Raw genomic sequence first — 18,801 nt, 5'->3', positions numbered from 1 at the left:
GGTGTCGGGCGCTGAGGCCGGTGGTACGTTTCGCTTGTGAGTCGAATCGTGTCGGTCGCGCCGGTCCTCCCCGCGCGCAGCTACAGCCAGGGGGAGATCACCGCTGCGCTGCTCGCGATGATCACGTCCGACCCCGCGCGGCAGCAGGTGATGCGGCGCATCCACGCATCCTCCGGGGTGCAGACCCGCAGCCTGGTGATGCCGCTGGAGCGGTACAGCTCGCTCGCGTCCTTCCAGGAGTCGAACGACTACTTCATCGCCGAGGGCACCTCGCTCGCCGAGCGCGCCCTCACCGCGGCGCTGTCGTCCGCAGGACTCGCGCCGGCCGATGTCGACTTCCTCCTCTTCACCTCGGTGACCGGCATCGCGGCGCCGTCGATCGACGCCCAGCTCGTCTCGCGCCTGGGGCTGCGTCCTGACGTCAAGCGACTGCCGAGCTTCGGGCTGGGATGCGTCGCCGGCGCAGCCGGGATCGCCCGGGTGAACGACTACCTGGCCGGCCACCCGGATGAGGTCGCCATCCTCCTGTCGGTGGAGCTGTGCTCCTTGACCGTGCAGGCGAGCGACGACTCGATGGCCAACATCGTCGCCAGCGGCCTGTTCGGCGACGGCGCCGCCGCCGTCGTGATGGTCGGCGACCGCCGCGCGGAGCAGCTGGGCCTCCCCGGTCCGGAGGTCGTGGACTCGCGCAGCCACATCTATCCCGACACCGCGGATGTGATCGGCTGGGACATCGGCGGCACCGGGTTCCGCATCGTGCTGAGCGCGGGCGTCCCGGAGGTCATCGAGCGGAACTTCGCCGGCGACGCCCGGGGCATCCTCGCCGCGCACGGGCTCGAGGTGTCCGATGTCGGGGCGTGGGCCGCCCATCCCGGCGGACCGAAGGTGCTCGAGGCGTTCTCGCAGGCGCTCGACCTGCCGGAGGGCGCGCTGGACGCCAGCTGGCGGTCGCTCGCGAACGTCGGCAACCTGTCCTCGGCCGCGGTGCTCCACGTGCTCGCGGAGCAGCTGGATGCGCACGCCACCGGGACGATCGGACTGCTGTTCGCGCTGGGTCCCGGAGTGACGAGCGAACTGGTGCTGCTGCGCTGGGCCGACGGCGAGCGCCGGGCCGCGCCGACGTCCGTAAGCGCCCCGGCGCAGGCGATCGCCTCATGATCCGGGCCGCGTCGTGATCTGGTACACGCTCCTCATTCTCGCCACCGGCGCGGAGCGGATCGCCGAGCTCATCGTCTCGACCCGGAACGCCAAGTGGTCGTTCGCGCGCGGCGGTGTCGAGTTCGGCCGCGGTCACTTTCCGCCCATGGTCGCTCTGCACACCGGGCTCCTGCTCGCCTGTCTGGCGGAGGTGTGGTTCCTCGACCGCCCGTTCATCCCATGGCTGGGCTGGCCGATGCTGGTTCTGGTGCTCGCCAGCCAGGCGTTGCGCTGGTGGTGCATCGGCACGCTCGGACCGCGTTGGAACACCCGTGTTATCGTCGTGCGCGACCTCCCGCTCGTCCACCGCGGCCCCTACCGCTGGTTCACCCATCCCAACTACGTCGCCGTGGTGGTGGAGGGCTTCGCGCTCCCGCTCGTGCACACCGCGTGGATCACGGCCCTCACGTTCACCGTGCTGAACGCCTGGCTGCTCGTGGTGCGCATCCGCTGCGAGAACCGCGCCCTGGTAACGGTGCTCGGGGAGCCCGCCCGCGCATGAGACCGGATGTCGTCGTCGTCGGCGGGGGGCCGATCGGGCTGGCGTGCGCGATCGAGGCCCGGATCGACGGCATGGACGTCGTCCTCGTCGAGCCGCGCGTCGGCCCGATCGACAAGGCCTGCGGAGAGGGTCTGATGCCCGGCGCACTGGCCGCGCTGCACCGGATCGGCGTCGACCCGGCCGGCCGCCGCCTCGACGGCATCGCCTACGTGGATGCGGCCTCGCGCGTCGAGCACCGGTTCGCCGAGCGTCCGGGCCGAGGCGTGCGGCGGACCGTGCTGCACCAGGCGCTGGCCGAGCGCGCCGCCGAACTCGGCGCCCACCGCATCCACGCGAAGGTCACCGGCGTGACCCAGCGGCGCGACGGCGTGACGCTCACCCTGAACGACGGGGACACCGTCGACGCCCCGTGGGTCGTCGCCGCGGACGGGCTCCACTCCCCCGTGCGGCGGATGGTCGGCCTCGAGGGACGGTCGCAGCCGGGCTCGCGCCGCCGGTTCGGGCTGCGGAAGCATTTCGCCGTCGAGCCGTGGACCTCGCTCGTGGAGGTGCACTGGTCGTCAGGCGCGGAGGCCTACGTCACCCCCGTCGACGAGCGGACCGTCGGCGTCGCCGTATTGGGCGCGCGGCCTTTGGATGTGGACGCCGTCATCGCCGGCATCCCCGAGCTCGCCGGGCGATTGGACGGCGTCGCCGCCGTCTCGGAGCCCCGCGGCGCCGGTCCGCTTCTGCAGCGGGCCCGATCGCGGTCGACGGGCCGCGTGCTGCTCGCGGGCGACGCGTCCGGGTACGTCGACGCGCTCACCGGCGAAGGGATGCGGGTCGGCTTCGCGCAGGCACGCGCCGCCATCGCCGCCGTCCGCTCCGGCGACATGGAGCGGTACGAGCGGGCGTGGCGGGCGACGACGCGGGATTTCCGGATGCTGACCTCCGCGCTCGTGGTGGCGGCGCGGTCGCGTTATCGGCCGCGGATCGTGTCGACCGCCGCGCGGCGCCCCGAGCTGTTCGGGTCGATCGTCGAGCGTCTCTCGCGCTGAGGAGCGGCATCGGCGCGTCGGCGTTGTGCGTCCTTTTTGCATGCATTTCCGGGCTTTTAAAGCATGTGTAGCATCTGTGGATTGTGGCCTCGACGAGGGTGGAACGATTAGTATCTGTCTCAGATAGACATCGACATCCGATATGCCGGAAGGTGAGACATGGGCCATTCAGCATCGACTCCATCGGAGGACGCACCGCCGACGCCGAAAGTCCCCAAGAAGAGGACGACGGTGACGTTCTACCTGACCGACGCCATGCGCAATCGTGCGCGCGCCGCCTACCGCCAGACCTCGTACGACGAGCGTGATACCAGCTGGTCGGAGATGATCAACAAGGCGCTCCTGGCCGAGGTGCAGCGTCGCGAGCGCGCCTACAACGGCGGCCAGGCCTTCGTCGGCAACGACGAGCCGCTGACCCCGGGACGGCCGATCGGGTTCTGAGCCCTCTGGGCCTTGACCTGCACTTCTTGGAGGCGTCGCCGGCCGTGAGCCGTGCCGCCCCCGGGCATGACGAGTTCCCGGCACGCCGGCGGCTGGGGTGCCGACGTGCCGGGAAGCTGTCGCCCGACTCAGCGGGTGTGGTGGCGGCGCGGGCGGTTGGCCGCCGTGAACGCCAGCATCACACCGAGCAGAGCGAGAAGCGCACCCAGCGCACCCAGACCGAGCTCGTTCGAGCCGGTGGACGCGAGGGACGAGCTGCTGCCCGTAGCGCTCCAACCAGTGGCACCGTCCGCAGCGAGCGTCGTCACGCCGGCCGCCGAGGCGGTCACCGTCGCGATGTCCGAACCGGCGGTGATCGGCGTGGACGGGGTCGTCGGGGTGGTGGGCGTGGTCGGGTCGGTCGGAGCGCCCGGGGTGGTGGATCCGGCCGTCGCGCTGTCGCCGATCACGCTGATCGCGTTACCGCCGACCGTCACCGGGACGTCGACGCCGATCGGCAGGTCGACCCCGCCGAGGAGGCCGCCACCGTCCGTCCCGCCCGTGGTCCCGCCCGTCGCCCCACCGGCGGCCGGCGCCGTGGTGGAACCGGTCGACGTGGAGTCGCCCACGACCGAGATGCCGTTACCGCCGACGGTGACCGGGACGGCCGCGCCGATCGGAGCCTGGACCCCGGTCAGCACACCGCCGTCCGAACCACCCGAGGTGGCCGTCGAGCCGCTACCCGCGGCCGGGGCCGGGGCCGAGGCCGTCGAGCCCGACGTGGTCGAATCGCCGATCACCGAGACCGCGTTACCGCCTGCAGTCACCGGAACCGCCGCACCGATCGGAGCTTGGACGCCGGTCAGCAGACCACCATCCGAACCACCCGAGGTGGCTGTCGAACCACTGCCCGCGGCCGGGCCCGTGGTGGACGCACCCGACGTGGTGGAGTCACCGAGCACCGACACCGCGTTGCCACCCGCGGTCACCGGCACCGCCGCACCGATCGGAGCCTGGATACCCGACAGCGCCCCGCCGTCCGAGCCACCGGAGGTCGCGGTCGCGCCGCCACCCGCGCCCGGAGCCGGGGCGGTCGAGCCGGTGCTGGACGAGTCGCCCACCACCGACACGGCGTTGCCGCCGGCGGTCACCGGTGCGCTGGCCGAGACGACGGCCTGGATGTCCGACAGCAGGCCGCCATCCGTCCCCGAGCCCGTCGCGGTGGCACCGGAACCCGTCGCGCCGGAACCGGTCGAGCCGGACGTCGCGCTCGAGCCCGTCGAGGTCGAGTCGCCGACGACGGAGATCGCGTTGCCGCCCGCCGTCACCGGGACATCCACCGCGACCGGCGCCTGGATGCCGGAGGCGACGCCGTCCGAACCGGACGAGGTGGCCGTGCTGCCCGCCCCCGAGCTGCCGGACCCGGCGGCCGCCGAGTCGGAGCTGGCTGCGTCGCCGAGAACGCTGATCGCGTTGCCCGAGACGTTCACCGGGACGCTGACGGAGGCCACGGCCTGGTCGCCGCTCAGCACACCGCTCACCGCATCCGGCGAGATGGTCGCGGAGGGCGCGGGAGCCGCCGGCGCGGATGCGGTCGAGCCGGAGCTGGACGAATCGCCGACGACGGAGGCGCCGTTGCCGGCGAGCGAGACGGGGATCGAGACGCCGACGACCGCATGGTCGCCGGTGGCGACGCCGTCGCCGCCTGGATTCTCGGCCGCGTTGGCGGCGGCCGTTCCGGCGAGCCAGAGGCCGCCGACGCAGAGGGTGAACCACATCCCCCTGGAGACGTACTTGTTCATGAGTCAGCCTTTCGAAATGAGTGGGAGGGCCCGGGCGCGCACAGAGGCGCCGGGCACGGTCGCGTGCTGCCGAGAAGGCAGCCGGGACCCACTCAGTCGGGGCTGATGTCGTGGTCGGCGACGGGGCCGCCGGGGACGTGATCGTCCGAGGCCGCGCCGCTGAGCCCGCTCCGGACGGAGCCGGGCAGGAAGAATCGATCGGCGGTCGCCGCGGCCGACGGCGCAGCTCCGCCGGGGCCGCCGCCCGCAGCTCCCGAGGAGCCGACGGAACCGCCGGCGGGCAGACCCCTGCCGGGGTCGCCGCCGGGCGCCGAGGGGGCGCCGCCGAGCGGTCCAGTGCCGACAGAGCTCGCGCCCGCCGAAAGCGGCAGCGGCAGCGCGCCGGCGAAGACGGTGACGCCGAGGCCGGCAGCACCGAGCGTTGCGGCGAGCGGTGTCGAGAGCGCCTGAGGCGCGCCGAGGGCGGCGAGCACATCCGCTGCCACCGACCCCAGCTCGGGAGCGGGAGTCGAGATGTCTGTGGTGCTCGGAGCGAGCGGCGCCACGGCCGTGTCGACCGCGTCCGCCACATCCGAGACAGCCTGGTCGACCGTACCCGCGACGGGTTGCGTCACAGAGGCCACCGGAGCCGGCGGGAGCACATCCCGGACCACCGGTACCGCCGCCACGACCTCATCCACGGTCGACGCCACCGGCTCCACGACGCTCGCGACCGGCGCCTGGTCGGCCACCTGGTCGACGACGTCCGCGACGGGCGTGACGACCGCCGAGACCACATCCTGAACGGGCGCCGGAACAGCCGGAGCCACCGCCTGCGTCACCGCGCCCACCGTGTCGCCGACGCCGCCGGTGACACTCGAGACCAGGGATCCGACGGCTCCGGGAGGCGGTGCGGGCTCGGCCGCCGAGGCGGATGTGCCTCCGGCCAGGAAGCCCAGAACGGTCAGTCCTGCGCCGGCGATCAGGGAACCGATCAGCGCGCGCGCAGGGGTGATGAAGCGACGGTGCGGCTCCTCGGCCACCTCCGGCATACGATCACCCCCTGACCGTTCGAGACGAGGGCGAGTGTACGCCGCTGTCTACTAGACCGGAAGAGTCGATTCCGACGTCGCTTCGGCGCCCTGTTCGGTTCCCGAACGCCCGCGCCGGGCCGCAGCGGCGGCGAAGACCACCACGGTCAGTGCGCCGACGGTCATCGCGGCACCCACCCAGAGCGGCGAGGTGTAGCCCAGCCCGGCCGCGATCGTGAGGCCGCCGAGCCAGGCGCCCAGCGCGTTGCCGAGGTTGAACGCCGCGATGTTCGCCCCGCTCGCGAGAGTGGGCGCGTGGGAGGCGTACGAGAGCACCCGGAGCTGCAACGCGGGCACGGTGGCGAACCCGAACGCGCCCATCAGGACGAGCGCGATCACGGCTCCCACCGGCAGCCCCGCGACCAGGGCGAACGCGACGAGCACGACGGCGAGGGCGGCGAGGAGCCACAGCAGCGTCCGGTCGATCGAGCGGTCGGCGAGCCGTCCGCCCACCCAGTTGCCCGCGAACAGACCGAGCCCGAACAGGATGAGGAGCCACGGCACGGCGGAGGACGGGAAGCCCGACACCCCGGTCAGCGTGTAGGCGATGTAGGTGAACGCGCCGAACATCCCGCCGAAGCCGAGCACGGTGGCCGCCAGCGACAGCCACACCTGGCCGGAGCGGAATGCGGAGAGCTCGCCCCGGAGCCCGGCCGTCGGCTTGTCGGCGGCACGTCGCGGCACCAGCACCGCGATCCCGATCAGCGCGACGACGCCGATCGCGGTGATCGCCCAGAAGGTGGAGCGCCAGCCGAGTGCCTGTCCGAGCAGCGTCCCGAAGGGCACCCCGAGCACGTTGGCGGCGGTGAGGCCGGTGAACATGACCGCGATCGCGCGGGCCTGCTTCTCCGGTGCGACGAGTCCCGCCGCGACGACGGAGCCGATGCCGAAGAAGGCGCCGTGGCAGAGCGCGGCGAGCACGCGGCCACCGAGCATCACACCGTAGGAGGGGGCGAGCGCCGACAACAGGTTTCCCGCGATGAACAGGACCATGAGCCCGAGGAGCGCCGCCTTGCGCGGAATGCGCGTCGCGGCGGCGGTCAGGCCGAGCGCGCCGACGACGACCGCCAGCGCGTAACCCGAGATCAGCCAGCCGGCGGCGGCCTCGTCGACGTGGAAGTCGGCCGCGACCTCGGGCAGGAGGCCCGCGATGACGAACTCGGTGAGACCGATGCCGAACCCTCCGAGGGCGAGGGCGATCAGGCCGGCGGGCATGGTGACTCCTTCAGGATGAGGTGGGGTGCGCTAGTCTGTTAGTTGCAGACGCGTCATAAATAGTTGCACGTGCAACTAACAAGCGCAAGTGCGGAGGGAGACGACATGGGCATCGCCGACGACGCCGTGGAGGTCCGCGCCCACGGCTGGCGCACACTCGCGGCCCTGCACGGCTACATCGAGGCCGAGCTGGAGCGCGAGCTCAGCCGCAGCGTCCGGCTCTCCGTTGTCGAGTACACGGTCCTCGACGCGCTCGCCCGTCAGGACGGCTGGCACATGCGGATGCAGCAGCTGGCCCGCGCGAGCGCGCTCAGCCCCAGCGCCACCACGCGCCTGGTGAACAGGCTCGAGGAGCGCGGGCTGCTCACGCGCATCCTGTGCGCCGACGACCGCCGCGGCATCTACACCGAGCTGACCGGAGACGGGCACCGCCTGCTCGACGAGGCCCGGCCCGTACACGACGCGGCGCTGGCCCGTGCGCTCGAGGGGGCCCGCGACATCCCGGAACTCTCCCCGCTGGTGGATGCCCTCCCGCAACTCAGCGCCCAGCCCGCCTGAGGCCGGCCCGACGCGTCAGCGCAGCACCTCCACCAGCGCCACCCACGAGAACAGCACGGTCGTGACGATGGCGAGGATGGTCCCGACCGCCACCACGACGAGCCCGACCTGCGCGGGATGCAGCCCGACCAGGAGCAGTCCGCCGACCGCGTAGAGCACGGGCGGCGCCGCGAAGAGCGCCACACGCTCGACGGTGTACCGGCCGAAGCCCGTCTGCACCGCATCCCGCCGCACCGCGAGAGCCGAACGCACGACCACGAAACCGCACAGCACGGTTCCGACCAGCACTTGGATGCCGTAGCCGAGCGGCTCCTGACCCGGGATGAGGGCCAGGCAGCAGAGTGCGACGCCGAGGATGAGGGAGGCGATGGACGCTCCGGCGCGAGCGGCGAGGCCACGCGACTGGGCGATCGTGCGGATGTTCACCGACAGCGCGACGATCAGGAGACCGCCCAGCGCCGCGCCCGCACCCGCGACGGCGACGTTGAACTCGGACCACGCGTCGAACGGCTCCCGCATGCGGCCCAGCGTAGCGGTGCCCCGCACCAGGGCGTATAACGGGGGCATGGCGGACGCGATCACCAGCTGGATCGACCTGTACCGACGCGCGTGGGAGAGCAACGACCCCGACGACATCCGGGCACTGTTCACCGAGGATGCGAGCTACCGCACCGAGCCGTTCGCCGAACCGTGGGACGGCTACGAGGAGATCGTCGAGGGCTGGCTCGACGCCCAGGACGACCCAGGAGCCGCGACCTTCGAGTGGCGGCTGCTGGGCCGGGACGGTCCGGTGTACTTCGTCGAGGGCGTCACCGACTACCGCGACGGTCCGATCTACAGCAACCTGTGGATCATCCGCCTCGCCGAGGACGGGCGGGCCGAGGAGTTCACCGAGTGGTGGATGGAGCAGGAGCCCGACCAGGACTGACGGGCGTCAGGCCAGCTGGCCCAGCCACAGCCCGAGCCCGGCTGCGGCGAGCGCGAGAACCAGCATCCCGACGCCGTTGACGAGTGCTGCCCGGTAGCGCCGCTGCTGCGCGAGCCGCACGGTCTCGTAGCTCGCGGTGCTGAAGGTGGTGTAGCCGCCCAGGAAGCCGGTGCCGAGCACCGCGCGCCATTCCGGTGGCAGGCCGTGGACGAGCGCGAGTCCGGTGACCAGGCCGAGCAGGAACGAACCGGTCACGTTGATGACGGTCGTACCGATCGGATAGCCGATGCGGAGCCACGACCGCAGCAGTCCGTCCAACACGAGCCGGGCGACCGCGCCGACCCCGCCCGCTGCGGCGACCGCGATGACCAGGAGCGCGGTCACGATCGTCCCCCCGCCGCCCGGCGCCGCGCGATGGCGGACGCGAGCGCGATGCCGCCGATCGACGCGAGCGCCCCCATGAGGATGGTCGCCGCCGCGTACAGGATGCTGAGCCCGACGCTCTGCGCGGCGATCAGCCCATCGGTGTCCACCGCCAGGGAGCTGTACGTCGTGTACCCGCCGAGGATGCCCGTCCCGGCGAACAGGCGCACGTCGCGCCGTGCGCCGTCATCCGGCCCGCGCAGCGCGAGGGTCTGCAGGAGCCAGCCGAGCACGAACGCGCCGGTGATGTTGATCAGCAGGGTGATGAGAGGGACGCCGTCCACCGGAGGAACGGACAGGGTCAGCAGGTAGCGCAGCGCCGTGCCGACGGCGCCGCCGACGAAGACGAGCAGGAGGGAGCGCGGCCGCAGATGCAGCGGGGCCCGGGGGCGGTCGGCCGGCACTAGACCGGCGTGTCTTCCCACGGGAAGCGCTGGGCTCCCGGCTGCGGGTTGAGCGGGACGACGATGACCGGACGGTGCTGCCGGTGGGCCAGGTGCACCGCGACCGAGCCGTTGAAGAACTCCCGAACGCTCCCCCGCAGGCCTGCCTCGCGCGTCCCGACGACGATGTAGCGCGCGTCGATGTCGTCGGCCAAGCGCGCCAGCGACCACGCCGGGTCACCCGCGAGCTGCTGCAGCGAATACGGGATGCCGCGGCCGTCGAGCACGGACCGGATGCGCGCTTCGAGGTCCGGGTCGAACCGCTTCTCCTCCGTCTCGGGCAGGTCCGGGTCGTACGGCAGCGCGACCACCGTGCCGTCGACGTAGCTCGAGACCACATAGCGGTCGGGGTCGACGTTCGCGCACACGAGTGGGAGGTCGAGATCATCGGCCAGGCGGGCCGCCTGCTCGAGGACGGCGACCGGTTGTCCGGGGACCACCGCCGCCAGGATGCCGCCGCGTCCCGCCCGCTCGCTGCCGTTCATGCCCCTAGTGTGCACCATCCCACGGGTTCACTCGTGCGAGCCACTGGGGTACGTTCGGCCTACCAGCGTCTGAGAGGAGCCCGACCCGATGGCCGACACGCCACCGCTGCCGCGCGAGCGCCGCCGCACCACCCGGGGCCTTCGTCCGCTCCCCGAGCTGACCAAGGACCTCGTGGCCCAGCTGCGCCGGCTGATCTCGACCGAGCTCGCCCTCTTCAAGGCCGAGATGGCGGCGAAGGCGAAGGCCGCGGGCATCGGCGCCGGGATGCTCGTCGGCGCGCTGCTGTTCCTCTTCTTCGCGTTCGGCGTGCTGATCACGGCCGCCGTGCTCGGCTTCGCTCTCATCCTCCCGGCCTGGCTGGCTGCGATCATCGTGGGCGTCATCCTGATCGTCATCGCCGTCGTTCTCGGCCTGATCGGGATGCGCAGCCTCAAGAAGGGCGTCCCCCCGGTCCCCGACGACCTCGGCAGCGAGCTGAGCGCCGACGCCAAGGCCCTGAAGGGGGAGCAGCCGTGACCAACGAGACGACACCGTCGATCAGCCGCCAGGGTCAGCGGCCGGCCGGACGCCCGCCGGTCCCGGAGGGCGCGGGCATCAACACGCTGAAGCTCGACCTGGAGGTCACCCGCGACGAGCTCGCGAGCACGCTCGACGACCTCTTCGCGACCTTCAACATCCGGGTGCAGATCCGTTCTCATCCGGCCTTCTTCGCCGGCTTCTTCCTCATCCTGACCGGCGCGGCGGCCGGGATCGCCACGCTGCTCGTGCGGAGGCGCGGGCGTGCCGGCTGACCGCGGAGGCGTGGGCAGCGACCGCGCCAAGGCGGTGCGGCGGATCGAGGACCGTAACAGCCTTCCCTGGTACCGCCTGCCGTGGGGGTTCATCCTCAAGCGGACGATGCGCAGCTACTCCACAGATCAGGCCACCGACCTCGCCGCCGGGCTGACCTACTTCGCGGTGCTGTCGCTGTTCCCCGCGCTGCTGGCACTCGTCAGCCTCCTGGGGATCGTCGGGCAGAGCAAGGCGGGCATCGATGCGCTGTTCGGGATGATCGACGACCTGGCCCCGGGAATCGCCGACGTGCTGAAGGGACCGATCCAGGGCCTCGCGTCGTCCCCCGCGACAGGCTGGGCCCTCGTCATCGGAATCGTCGGCGCCGTCTGGTCGGCGTCGGGCTACGTCGGCGCCTTCGGCCGCGCGCTCAACCGCGTCTACGGCGTGCAGGAAGGCCGGACGTTCTTCACGCTGCGGCCGGTGCAGCTCGGTGTGACCTTGCTGGCGCTGGTGCTCATGTCGCTCCTGGCGCTGCTGCTGGTGGTCTCCGGTCCGGTGGCGCAGTTCCTCGGAAGCCTGATCGGGCTGAGCGACGCCTTCGTGATCGCGTGGTCGATCATCCGCTGGCCGATCGTGATCGTCGTGATCGTCCTGCTGGTGGCGGTGCTGTACGCGGCGACGCCGAACATCAAGCATCCGCGGATCCGCTGGCTGACCCCCGGGTCGATCGCGGCGATCGTGGTGCTCGGGATCGCGTCGGCCGGGTTCGCCTTCTACGTCGGCAACTTCGGCAACTACGACCGCACCTACGGCGCTCTCGCCGGGATCATCGTGTTCCTGCTGTGGATCTGGATCGCCAACAACGCGCTCCTCTTCGGCGCCGAGCTCGACTCCGAGGTGGAACGGGCACGCGAGCTGGTGGCGGGCATCGAAGCGGACGATGTGCTGCGGCTCCCCCTCAAATCGGACAAGGCGCTGCTGAAGGCGCGCGAAGCGCACGCCGGCGACATCCTGGCAGCGCGCGATCTCCGACGGAAGTACCGGACCGGCGTGAAGCACTGAGGCCCGCTAGCCTCGAAGAATGAGCGACGCGCGACCCGGCCACGACCACCCCGACAGCCGCGGACGCACCGGGCTGCACAGCACGGGCCGTGAACTCGACGGCAACCCGGATGTGCGCATCCGCGACGTCGAGGTCACCTCCGACGGCTGGCACGTCCTCCGCCGCACCACCTTCGACTATCGGGGGCGCGACGGCAGCTGGACGACGCAGTCCCGCGAGACCTACGACCGGGGCAACGGCGCGACCGTGCTGCTGTACGACCCCCACGGCCGCAGCCTGCTGCTCACCCGGCAGTTCCGCTTCCCGGCCTACGTGAACGGGCACCCGGACGGGATGCTGGTGGAGTCGGCGGCCGGGCTGCTCGACGGCGACAGCCCCGAGGAGGCGATCCGCCGGGAGGCCGCGGAGGAGCTCGGCGTGCGGATCGGCGAGCTGACCCACCTGTTCGACCTGTACATGAGCCCGGGCTCGGTGACCGAGCGCGTGCACTTCTACGCGGCGCCGTACGTGCCGGCCGACATCGACGGCGGCGGCGGGGTGGCCGACGAGGGCGAGGAGATCGAGCCCGTGGTCGTCCCCTACGACGAGGCGCTGGACTGGGTGGCCGACGGCCGTATCGCCGACGGCAAGACCGTCATCCTCGTGCAGTGGGCGGCGCTCAACCTCTTCGGCTGAGCGGCCGGATCAGCCGTAGCGGAGGGTGGCGCCGTCCGACTTGAGGAAGTCGATGTGCAGGTGGTTGCAGGTGTCGTCGAACGGCTTGAAGTTCGAGAGGTCCATCGACGAGCGGCAGCCGATCTGGCCGAGGCCGGTGCCGTTCGGGACCAGCGGGTCGAGGATCTTGATGAGCTCGACCGACTTGGCGTCTCCACCGGTAAGCGGAGAGCCGTTGAGCAGGTAGAAGTCGACCGCGTGGCCGCCGCCGTCGGCGTAGTGGGCGGAGTCGGTGCCCGCGCCCTCGATCTGGCCCGTGCAATGGCGGTTGATGTCGCTGACGCCGACCTGGTTGAAGTTGTCGAGGGCGACCGAGATGGCCTGCAGCACGCGGTAGTCGACGCCGCAGCCAGGCACCGCGTGGCCCTCGGCGAGGTCGGCGATCTCAGGGATGTGGTTGGGCGTCGAGCCGACCAGACGGCCGGACGCCACGGCGCCCATGATCTGCACGGCGAGCGCCTGCACGGTCGGAGACACCGTGGTGTTCATGGTCGAGTCGAGCGCCTGCGGGCTCTCCTGGATGGCGAGGCCGTCGCGGGCGACGACCTGCGTGACGCCGCCTCCGGTGAGCGTCTGCACCGCGAGAGCCGTGCGCGCGGCGCCGACGGTCGAGCCCTCGCCCGTCGTGGCGTACGCGGGGAGTGCGGCGGTGCCGAAGAACGCGGCGAGCGCCACCATGACGACGGCGTGCACGCCCCAGCGGCGGCGCTCCGGATGCGGAGTGCGGACGCGCGGCGCGCGAGCCGGACGCTCGGAGCGGGTGACGCGGGCGGCCTTCGGCGCGCGCTCGGCACGCTTCGGCTTGACGACGATGCGCTCGCGGACGGCACGCTCCGGGACGGCGCGCTCAGTTACGGCGCGCTCCTTCTTGCGCGGCCGGCTGCGCTCAGCCTCGAGGGCGGCACGGCGGCTGGTGAAGGGCTGCGCGGCGCTCAGCTGCTCGGGTGTGGTGAACGCGCTGACCGGGTCGGCCGAAAGTTCCGTCTGCTGTTCCACATCCACCACGATGGGTGCCTTTGCTGCGCGGCGAGGCCGCACGGAAGGAGTGGACTGGGGCAAGCTGCTGGGTCTTCCTGGGGAGGTCGGTCGGGGTCGACGCACCGGGACGGCGCGAAAGCGTACGTTCTTTTCTACCCGATTTCGTCTGGATGTTCCATCAATGCAGACGAATAGATCCCGGCCGGGGGCTCATCCCGCGCGTTCGGGTCACGCAGGGGCCCCCATCCGGAACCATGGCGGCGGGAAGGCGCCGTCCCTTGAGAATCTAGGTGCGCCGAGGCGATGGGGCACCGCGCGGTACGGCTGGTACGACGCCGTTCCCAGCCGCCGGTCAGGGGATGGCGACGGTGAGCTCGACACGCCCGGCGAGCTCGCGGAGTGCGACGGTCCCGCGCTCTGCGAGTTGTCGCAGACCGATGCCCGGGCCGCGCGTGTCGAGGCTTCCGCCGGAGGCGATCACGACCTCCACGCCGTCTCGTCCGCTCGCCCGCAGCTCGACCTCGACGAGGGAGCCGTCCCCGTGGCGGACCGCGTTGGCGAGTCCTTCGGAGACGGCGTCGACGACGGCGGAGGCTCGTGCCGGGTCGGCCAGGCGCCGCCACACGTCGTCCCCATAGCGAGCGCGGAGCTCGATCGCCGACGACCAGCTCTCCACGAGGGCACGGACCTCGTCGGCGGCATGTGGTTCCTCGCGACCGCCGCGAAGGGCATCCCGTGCCCGGCCGACGACCTCGGCGATGCGCAGGGCGGCGGTGTGCGAGCCGTCGGCGGCCCCGGCCGTCAGGGCGAGCGCGCCGGCGATCAGCTCCGACTGCACGCCCGCGTGCAGGAGCCGGGCGAGGGATGCGCGCTCGCGGTCGTATTCGGCGCGGATCCGCGCGGCGGCGCCGATGTTGACCTGCAGGGCCTGCTCCAGCTCGGCCTGGTCGCTGCGGACGCGTTGCGACAGCGACGACACGAGGGCGACGCCCAGCGCGATGACCGGGTACGTGAGCGCCTCGAACCAGGCCGACGCCTCGTCCTGGCCGGTCAGCGCCAGACCCAGCGCACTGGCCGCGGCCAGAAGGATGCCGACCGAGGCGGAGAGCAGGACGAGCGTTCCGAGTCGCAGCGAGGGCCGCGAGGGCAGCGGCACCGCGGTCGCGGCGGCACCCGCCGCCAGGAGGACCACGAAACCGCTCGCGAGCGGGAGGAGGCTCCACGGCCCGAACAGCGTTAGCCCGAACGGCACGACCAGCGCGTTGTACAGCAGCGCGGTGTTGACGGGGGCGCGGCGCGCATCCCGCCGATCACCGAGCCGGACCACTCGCCGCGGCCGAGCGGCTCAGCGTCGGGGATGTCCTGGGCCAGCTCGTCGCTGTAGACGCGATGACTCGCCGGTCGCACGACGTCTTCGGCGAGTTCGCGTAGCACGCGGGCCGCTTCGCGCGGTTCCAGGCGCTCCACGGAAACGGCGGCGGCCGCCTCCTCCATCGCCGACAGCACCTCGTCGACCGCGGTGCTCCGCAGTCGGCGGAGCCTCTCCGCCGCGCATTCGACATCGAGTTCCGAGGCGCGCTGCGCCGCCCGGAGGCGGCGGAACACCCCGCGATGCTCGTGCACCACGTCGACCCCGACGGCGATCAGCGCGAAGACCACGCCGCAGACCACCAGATTGACGACGATCCGGCCGGCCAGATCGCCGGGGGCGACCGGAATCCCGAGCAGACCGCCGGCCTCGAGGAACAACAGCGGACGCACCGCGCCGACCACGGCGAAGACCGCGTACACGGCGAGCGGGCGCCCGCGTCCCCGGACCTCGCGCAGCACGACCACGCCGAGGAGGAGCACTCCGCCGAGGATCGCGTGCTGCAGGGCGGCGACGGCGAGCACCGCGAGCGGTCCGCCGGTCACGTACTGGAGTCCGGACATCACCGTCAGGGCGAAGGGCAGGGTGAGCAGCCACGTCCACCAGGTGATCGCATACGGGCCGTACGAACGTGCGACCGAGCGGCGGAACGTCGTCATCCGCCGGTCAGAGCCCGGTCGCCGGATCGCCGAAGGTCGCCGCGTACAGGGTCGCCGCGGCCACCCGCGGCGTCGTCCGCTCGCCGCCCGCGAGCCCGAGCGCCGCGAACACGCGCTCGACGCTCTTCTCCACGGCGCGGACGGTCACGTTGCGTCGCCGGGCGATCTCCGCGTTGGTCAGCCCCGCTGCGAGCAGCCGCGTCGTCTCGAGCTGCGCCGCGGTCAGCGCCAGCAGGCGGGATCGCGCGTCCGTTCCCACGTGCTCGCGGGCGACCGGCCGGTCGGCGAGCACGGCCTCGGCGGCGTCGACGAGCTCCTCCACCGACTCCACGGCCCCCTTGTTGACGAAGGAGGCGTGCATGACGGTGCTCCGCGCCTGGGCGGCAGCCGCGTCCCGCGACAGGTTGCTCAGGAACATCACCGCGACGTGCGGAGCACGCTGCTGAAGGATGGTCGCCAGCTCGACACCGTTGGGCCGGCGTCCCAGATCGATGTCGGTGACCAGGAGATCGGGGTCGGTCGTCTGCGCGAGCTCCAGAGCCGCGGCGGCGTCGGCCGCCCCAGCGGCGTCGAAACCGCGCTGTGCGAAGGCGTCCACAACAAGCGATCGCATCAGGGCGTGGTCCTCCACCACCAGCACCCGCCGCCGCCATGTGTCCACCGCCATGCGCACAGGATAACGCGGTGGACAGTCCGGTCGGTCTGTCCACGTCACCCCAGAAGTGGTCCCGTGCTCGCTGCGAACAGGACCCGCGACATCCGTTCCGTAGACTGGCGACGAACAGCCTTTCGACACGGAGGATGCGCATGGGATCGAGGTGGGCTCGCGTCTGTCGCGGCATGCTCGCCTCGACGACCGCGATCTTCGTCGCCGCGCTGTTCCACGTCGCTGGCGGAGGCGCGGCACCGGGGCCGGTCGCGCTCGCGCTCAGCCTGGCGTTCGCGACCCTCGCGTCCATCGCCCTGACCGCTCGGCGGCTCTCGCTCTGGCGCCTGGTCGTGGCGGTCGGCCTCAGTCAGTTCCTGTTCCACGCGCTGTTCTCGCTCGGCGAGGGGAGTGCGCGGTTCACCGCTCCGGGCGGGATGAGCCATCTGCACGCCGGGATGCACCTCGTCATGACGAGCGGTGCGATGCCGACCGCGCACACGTCCGACCTCAGCCCGTCGATGTGGCTCACGCACGCCTCGGCCGTGCTGGTCACGGTCGTGGCGCTGCGCTTCGGGGAGCAGGCGTTCTGGGGACTGTTCCGCACAGCGCGGGTGCGCGCCACCCGAGCGGCGGACCGCTTGGTCGCCCTGCCGGTGCCGGTGCGCTCCGTCGTCAGCCCGGTCGCGACCGCCGAGCCTGCGCGGCTGCACGACCTCGGCCTGCCGCTCGCCCGCCCGCGCCACCGCGGACCGCCGGCGCTCGCCCGCGCGTTCTGACAGCTTCCGGAGCCTCCGGACGCTGCCGGTCACGCGCGCACAGCGCTCACCGACGATCCGATCGCTCAAGGGAAACCCATGAAGAAGTCCACGTTCGCCGCGTCCGTCGCGGCGGCCTCCACCGCTCTGCTCCTGCTGTCCGCGCCGCTCGCGGCCAGCGCGCACGTCCACGTCGACCCCGACCAAGCCGCGCCCGGCAGCTACACCGACCTCACGTTCAAGGTGCCGACCGAGTCGGCCACGGCCGGTACCGTCAAGCTGGTCGTCGACCTGCCGACGGCCACGCCGTTCACTTCGGTCAGCTACCTCCCGCTCGCCGGATGGACCACCACCGTCGACACCGAGAAGCTCGCGAAGCCGGTCAAGACGGACGACGGCACGATCACCGAGGCGCCCATCCGGGTGACCTGGACCGCCGACAGCGGAGTGCAGGTCGCGCCGGGGCAGTTCCAGCGGTTCACCATCTCGGCGGGCGCCGTGCCCGACACCGGATCGGTGGAGCTCCCGACGCACCAGTACTACTCCGACGGCACGGTCGTCGACTGGGATCAGCTGACCCCGGCCTCCGGCAAGGAGCCCGAGCACCCGGCGCCGACGCTGTACATCGACAGCCCGGCGCCGGCCGAAGACGGGTCCGCCGCACTGCTGGCGACCGACTCGCCGAAGCCGCAGGCCTCCGATTCGGGCACGACCGCCACGGTCGTCTCGATCGCCCTCGGCGTCGGCGGCCTCGCGCTGGGTGCGATCGCCCTGGTCATCGCGGTCTTCGCCCTCACCCGCGCCGGACGCGGCGCCTCGCGTAAGGTGCAGGGATGAGGACCAGGCTGCTCGCCGGGGCCGCCGGCATCGCCGCGGTCGCCGCTCTCGTCCTGGTGCCCGCCTCGGTCGCGACCGCCCACGACTACGTGGTCGGCAGCGACCCGGCCGCCGACGCCACCGTGACGACGCCTCCGCAGTCGGTCACCGTCACGTTCAACGACCGCGTGCTCGACCTGTCCGGCGACGGCTCGACGAATCTGCTGACCGTCACGGGACCGGGCACCGAGGCGCGTCACTTCGAGACGGGATGCGCGACCGTCGCCGATACGAAGGTGAGCGCCCCGGTGGCGCTCGGACCTGCGGGTTCGTACACGGTCACCTACCAGGTGGTGTCGGCCGACGGTCACACCGTGTCGTCGTCGTACGCGTTCACGTATCAGCCGCCTGCGGGCGCGCCGGCCGCCCCAGGGTCCGAGACGTCGCCGTGCGGTGCGAAATCCACGCCGAGTGCTGCGGCGACCCCGCAGGCGGGCGGTTCGGGAGGCGGTTCCGCTGCGCAGGCGACGGCCACCGCATCCACACCCCAGCCGACGGCGGCCTCGAACGGCACCGACGTGGGGCTCGTCATCGGCATCGCGATCGGGATCGTGCTGCTGGCGGTCGTCGGCGTGGTGATCGCGCTGCTCACGGCGCGACGCAAGCCGCCCGCCGGCCCGGAGGGCGGGTCCGACTCCACAGCCTGAGCGGTGAACGTTACGCCTCCGGCGCCGAGCTGCGAAGCCGTCCTGTCGGGACTATCCGCGCCCGGCCCGCAGGCGTAACGTTCGCGCATGGCCAGACAGAGCGACCAGCAGACCGCCGACTTCCCGGACGTCGTCCCCGAGGAGCAGATGGATCCGGACATCGTGCCGGCCCCGCAGCCTGCCCCCGATTCCGTCGACGACGGAGACGAGGAAGACGGCCGGCTCTAAGCGGGCTC

The 18,801-nt window shown here is 72.1% G+C and carries 22 protein-coding genes and 1 pseudogene; 13 read left to right on the top strand and 10 right to left on the bottom strand.

The window, feature by feature from the left end:
- Positions 1-36: 36 nt before the first annotated feature.
- The 4 genes from A0130_11700 (at position 37) to A0130_11685 (ending at position 3,177) form a co-directional block, all read left to right on the top strand.
- Entirely contained in the window at positions 37-1,158 is a 1,122-nt protein-coding gene (locus A0130_11700; protein ID ANF32247.1) for a stilbene synthase, read from the top strand.
- 13 nt (positions 1,159-1,171) lie between these two features.
- The gene (locus A0130_11695; GenBank protein ANF32246.1) at positions 1,172-1,699 is read left to right on the top strand and encodes a hypothetical protein; all 528 of its coding nucleotides are present in this window, start codon (positions 1,172-1,174) and stop codon (positions 1,697-1,699) included.
- Positions 1,696-2,736, top strand: coding sequence for a monooxygenase (locus A0130_11690; GenBank protein ID ANF32245.1), 1,041 nt, complete (start codon positions 1,696-1,698; stop codon positions 2,734-2,736). Before A0130_11695 ends, A0130_11690 begins: the two co-directional genes overlap by 4 nt.
- A gap of 159 nt (positions 2,737-2,895) precedes the next feature.
- Positions 2,896-3,177 (top strand): hypothetical protein, encoded by a 282-nt coding sequence (locus A0130_11685; GenBank protein ID ANF32244.1) that lies wholly within the window; start codon positions 2,896-2,898, stop codon positions 3,175-3,177.
- 128 nt (positions 3,178-3,305) lie between these two features.
- Here A0130_11685 and A0130_11680 read toward each other — a convergent pair whose 3' ends face one another.
- The 3 genes from A0130_11680 to A0130_11670 all read right to left on the bottom strand — a co-directional run bounded on the left by A0130_11680 (position 3,306) and on the right by A0130_11670 (position 7,243).
- Complete coding sequence (locus tag A0130_11680) at positions 3,306-4,934, bottom strand: hypothetical protein (protein ID ANF33415.1); 1,629 nt, start codon at positions 4,932-4,934, stop codon at positions 3,306-3,308.
- Between the two features lie 116 nt (positions 4,935-5,050).
- Positions 5,051-5,989 (bottom strand): hypothetical protein, encoded by a 939-nt coding sequence (locus A0130_11675; protein ANF32243.1) that lies wholly within the window; start codon positions 5,987-5,989, stop codon positions 5,051-5,053.
- Positions 5,990-6,040: 51 nt separating this feature from the next.
- A complete protein-coding gene (locus A0130_11670; GenBank protein ID ANF32242.1) occupies positions 6,041-7,243 on the bottom strand; it encodes an MFS transporter in 1,203 nt (400 codons plus the stop codon).
- A 105-nt stretch (positions 7,244-7,348) separates the two neighbouring features.
- Between A0130_11670 and A0130_11665 the strand changes: the two genes are divergently transcribed.
- Positions 7,349-7,801: a MarR family transcriptional regulator gene (locus tag A0130_11665; GenBank protein ANF32241.1), complete on the top strand. Its 453-nt coding sequence runs from the start codon at positions 7,349-7,351 to the stop codon at positions 7,799-7,801.
- A gap of 15 nt (positions 7,802-7,816) precedes the next feature.
- Here A0130_11665 and A0130_11660 read toward each other — a convergent pair whose 3' ends face one another.
- Entirely contained in the window at positions 7,817-8,320 is a 504-nt protein-coding gene (locus A0130_11660) for a hypothetical protein (protein ID ANF33414.1), read from the bottom strand.
- A 46-nt stretch (positions 8,321-8,366) separates the two neighbouring features.
- Between A0130_11660 and A0130_11655 the strand changes: the two genes are divergently transcribed.
- Entirely contained in the window at positions 8,367-8,729 is a 363-nt protein-coding gene (locus A0130_11655; GenBank protein ID ANF32240.1) for a hypothetical protein, read from the top strand.
- 6 nt (positions 8,730-8,735) lie between these two features.
- Here the strand turns inward: A0130_11655 and A0130_11650 are convergent, their stop codons facing one another.
- From A0130_11650 to A0130_11640, 3 genes are read right to left on the bottom strand one after another with little or no spacing between them, the layout of a single operon-like run.
- Positions 8,736-9,113 (bottom strand): chromosome condensation protein CrcB, encoded by a 378-nt coding sequence (locus A0130_11650; protein ID ANF32239.1) that lies wholly within the window; start codon positions 9,111-9,113, stop codon positions 8,736-8,738.
- On the bottom strand, positions 9,110-9,529 hold the full coding sequence (locus A0130_11645) for a hypothetical protein (protein ANF33413.1): 420 nt from the start codon (positions 9,527-9,529) through the stop codon (positions 9,110-9,112). The genes A0130_11650 and A0130_11645 overlap by 4 nt, the downstream gene beginning before the upstream one ends.
- Positions 9,530-9,555: 26 nt before the next feature.
- Complete coding sequence (locus tag A0130_11640; GenBank protein ID ANF32238.1) at positions 9,556-10,080, bottom strand: hypothetical protein; 525 nt, start codon at positions 10,078-10,080, stop codon at positions 9,556-9,558.
- An 88-nt stretch (positions 10,081-10,168) separates the two neighbouring features.
- On the opposite strand from A0130_11640, the gene A0130_11635 reads away from it, so the two are divergent.
- The 4 genes from A0130_11635 to A0130_11620 are packed head-to-tail and all read left to right on the top strand — an operon-like array spanning position 10,169 to position 12,593.
- The gene (locus A0130_11635; GenBank protein ID ANF32237.1) at positions 10,169-10,597 is read left to right on the top strand and encodes a hypothetical protein; all 429 of its coding nucleotides are present in this window, start codon (positions 10,169-10,171) and stop codon (positions 10,595-10,597) included.
- Complete coding sequence (locus tag A0130_11630) at positions 10,594-10,872, top strand: hypothetical protein (protein ANF32236.1); 279 nt, start codon at positions 10,594-10,596, stop codon at positions 10,870-10,872. Before A0130_11635 ends, A0130_11630 begins: the two co-directional genes overlap by 4 nt.
- On the top strand, positions 10,862-11,917 hold the full coding sequence (locus tag A0130_11625; GenBank protein ANF32235.1) for a ribonuclease BN: 1,056 nt from the start codon (positions 10,862-10,864) through the stop codon (positions 11,915-11,917). Before A0130_11630 ends, A0130_11625 begins: the two co-directional genes overlap by 11 nt.
- Positions 11,918-11,936: 19 nt before the next feature.
- Positions 11,937-12,593 (top strand): GDP-mannose pyrophosphatase, encoded by a 657-nt coding sequence (locus tag A0130_11620; protein ANF32234.1) that lies wholly within the window; start codon positions 11,937-11,939, stop codon positions 12,591-12,593.
- A gap of 9 nt (positions 12,594-12,602) precedes the next feature.
- Here A0130_11620 and A0130_11615 read toward each other — a convergent pair whose 3' ends face one another.
- From A0130_11615 to A0130_11605, 3 genes and pseudogenes are all read right to left on the bottom strand, one after another.
- On the bottom strand, positions 12,603-13,628 hold the full coding sequence (locus tag A0130_11615; protein ID ANF33412.1) for a hypothetical protein: 1,026 nt from the start codon (positions 13,626-13,628) through the stop codon (positions 12,603-12,605).
- A 334-nt stretch (positions 13,629-13,962) separates the two neighbouring features.
- Positions 13,963-15,638 (bottom strand): annotated as a pseudogene (locus tag A0130_11610) (hypothetical protein).
- Positions 15,639-15,645: 7 nt separating this feature from the next.
- Positions 15,646-16,251, bottom strand: coding sequence for a two-component system response regulator (locus A0130_11605; protein ANF33411.1), 606 nt, complete (start codon positions 16,249-16,251; stop codon positions 15,646-15,648).
- 227 nt (positions 16,252-16,478) lie between these two features.
- Here A0130_11605 and A0130_11600 point away from each other — a divergent pair, with 227 nt between their 5' ends.
- From A0130_11600 to A0130_11590, 3 genes are all read left to right on the top strand, one after another.
- Positions 16,479-17,063: a hypothetical protein gene (locus tag A0130_11600; protein ANF32233.1), complete on the top strand. Its 585-nt coding sequence runs from the start codon at positions 16,479-16,481 to the stop codon at positions 17,061-17,063.
- Positions 17,064-17,141: 78 nt separating this feature from the next.
- Positions 17,142-17,879, top strand: a complete 738-nt coding sequence (locus tag A0130_11595) for a hypothetical protein (protein ANF32232.1) — start codon at positions 17,142-17,144, stop codon at positions 17,877-17,879.
- Positions 17,876-18,565 carry a transporter gene (locus A0130_11590; GenBank protein ID ANF32231.1) on the top strand — a complete coding sequence of 230 codons (690 nt, stop codon included), beginning with the start codon at positions 17,876-17,878 and terminating at the stop codon, positions 18,563-18,565. The genes A0130_11595 and A0130_11590 overlap by 4 nt, the downstream gene beginning before the upstream one ends.
- Positions 18,566-18,801 lie beyond the last annotated feature (236 nt).

Origin of the sequence: Leifsonia xyli (genome assembly GCA_001647635.1) — a bacterium.
Taxonomy (GTDB): domain Bacteria; phylum Actinomycetota; class Actinomycetes; order Actinomycetales; family Microbacteriaceae; genus Leifsonia; species Leifsonia xyli_A.
Note: the sequence above shows the minus strand (reverse complement) of the source record. Positions and strands in the feature narration are given on the sequence as shown.

Coding starts and splice junctions, on each gene's coding strand:
- A0130_11620 (ANF32234.1), top strand. CDS start 11,937: ATGAGCGACGCGCGACCCGGCCACGACCACCCCGACAGCCGCGGACGC.
- A0130_11670 (ANF32242.1), bottom strand. CDS start 7,243: ATGCCCGCCGGCCTGATCGCCCTCGCCCTCGGAGGGTTCGGCATCGGT.
- A0130_11590 (ANF32231.1), top strand. CDS start 17,876: ATGAGGACCAGGCTGCTCGCCGGGGCCGCCGGCATCGCCGCGGTCGCC.
- A0130_11680 (ANF33415.1), bottom strand. CDS start 4,934: ATGTGGTTCACCCTCTGCGTCGGCGGCCTCTGGCTCGCCGGAACGGCC.
- A0130_11640 (ANF32238.1), bottom strand. CDS start 10,080: ATGAACGGCAGCGAGCGGGCGGGACGCGGCGGCATCCTGGCGGCGGTG.
- A0130_11675 (ANF32243.1), bottom strand. CDS start 5,989: ATGCCGGAGGTGGCCGAGGAGCCGCACCGTCGCTTCATCACCCCTGCG.
- A0130_11635 (ANF32237.1), top strand. CDS start 10,169: ATGGCCGACACGCCACCGCTGCCGCGCGAGCGCCGCCGCACCACCCGG.
- A0130_11665 (ANF32241.1), top strand. CDS start 7,349: ATGGGCATCGCCGACGACGCCGTGGAGGTCCGCGCCCACGGCTGGCGC.
- A0130_11595 (ANF32232.1), top strand. CDS start 17,142: ATGAAGAAGTCCACGTTCGCCGCGTCCGTCGCGGCGGCCTCCACCGCT.
- A0130_11685 (ANF32244.1), top strand. CDS start 2,896: ATGGGCCATTCAGCATCGACTCCATCGGAGGACGCACCGCCGACGCCG.
- A0130_11690 (ANF32245.1), top strand. CDS start 1,696: ATGAGACCGGATGTCGTCGTCGTCGGCGGGGGGCCGATCGGGCTGGCG.
- A0130_11660 (ANF33414.1), bottom strand. CDS start 8,320: ATGCGGGAGCCGTTCGACGCGTGGTCCGAGTTCAACGTCGCCGTCGCG.
- A0130_11655 (ANF32240.1), top strand. CDS start 8,367: ATGGCGGACGCGATCACCAGCTGGATCGACCTGTACCGACGCGCGTGG.
- A0130_11600 (ANF32233.1), top strand. CDS start 16,479: ATGCTCGCCTCGACGACCGCGATCTTCGTCGCCGCGCTGTTCCACGTC.
- A0130_11605 (ANF33411.1), bottom strand. CDS start 16,251: ATGCGATCGCTTGTTGTGGACGCCTTCGCACAGCGCGGTTTCGACGCC.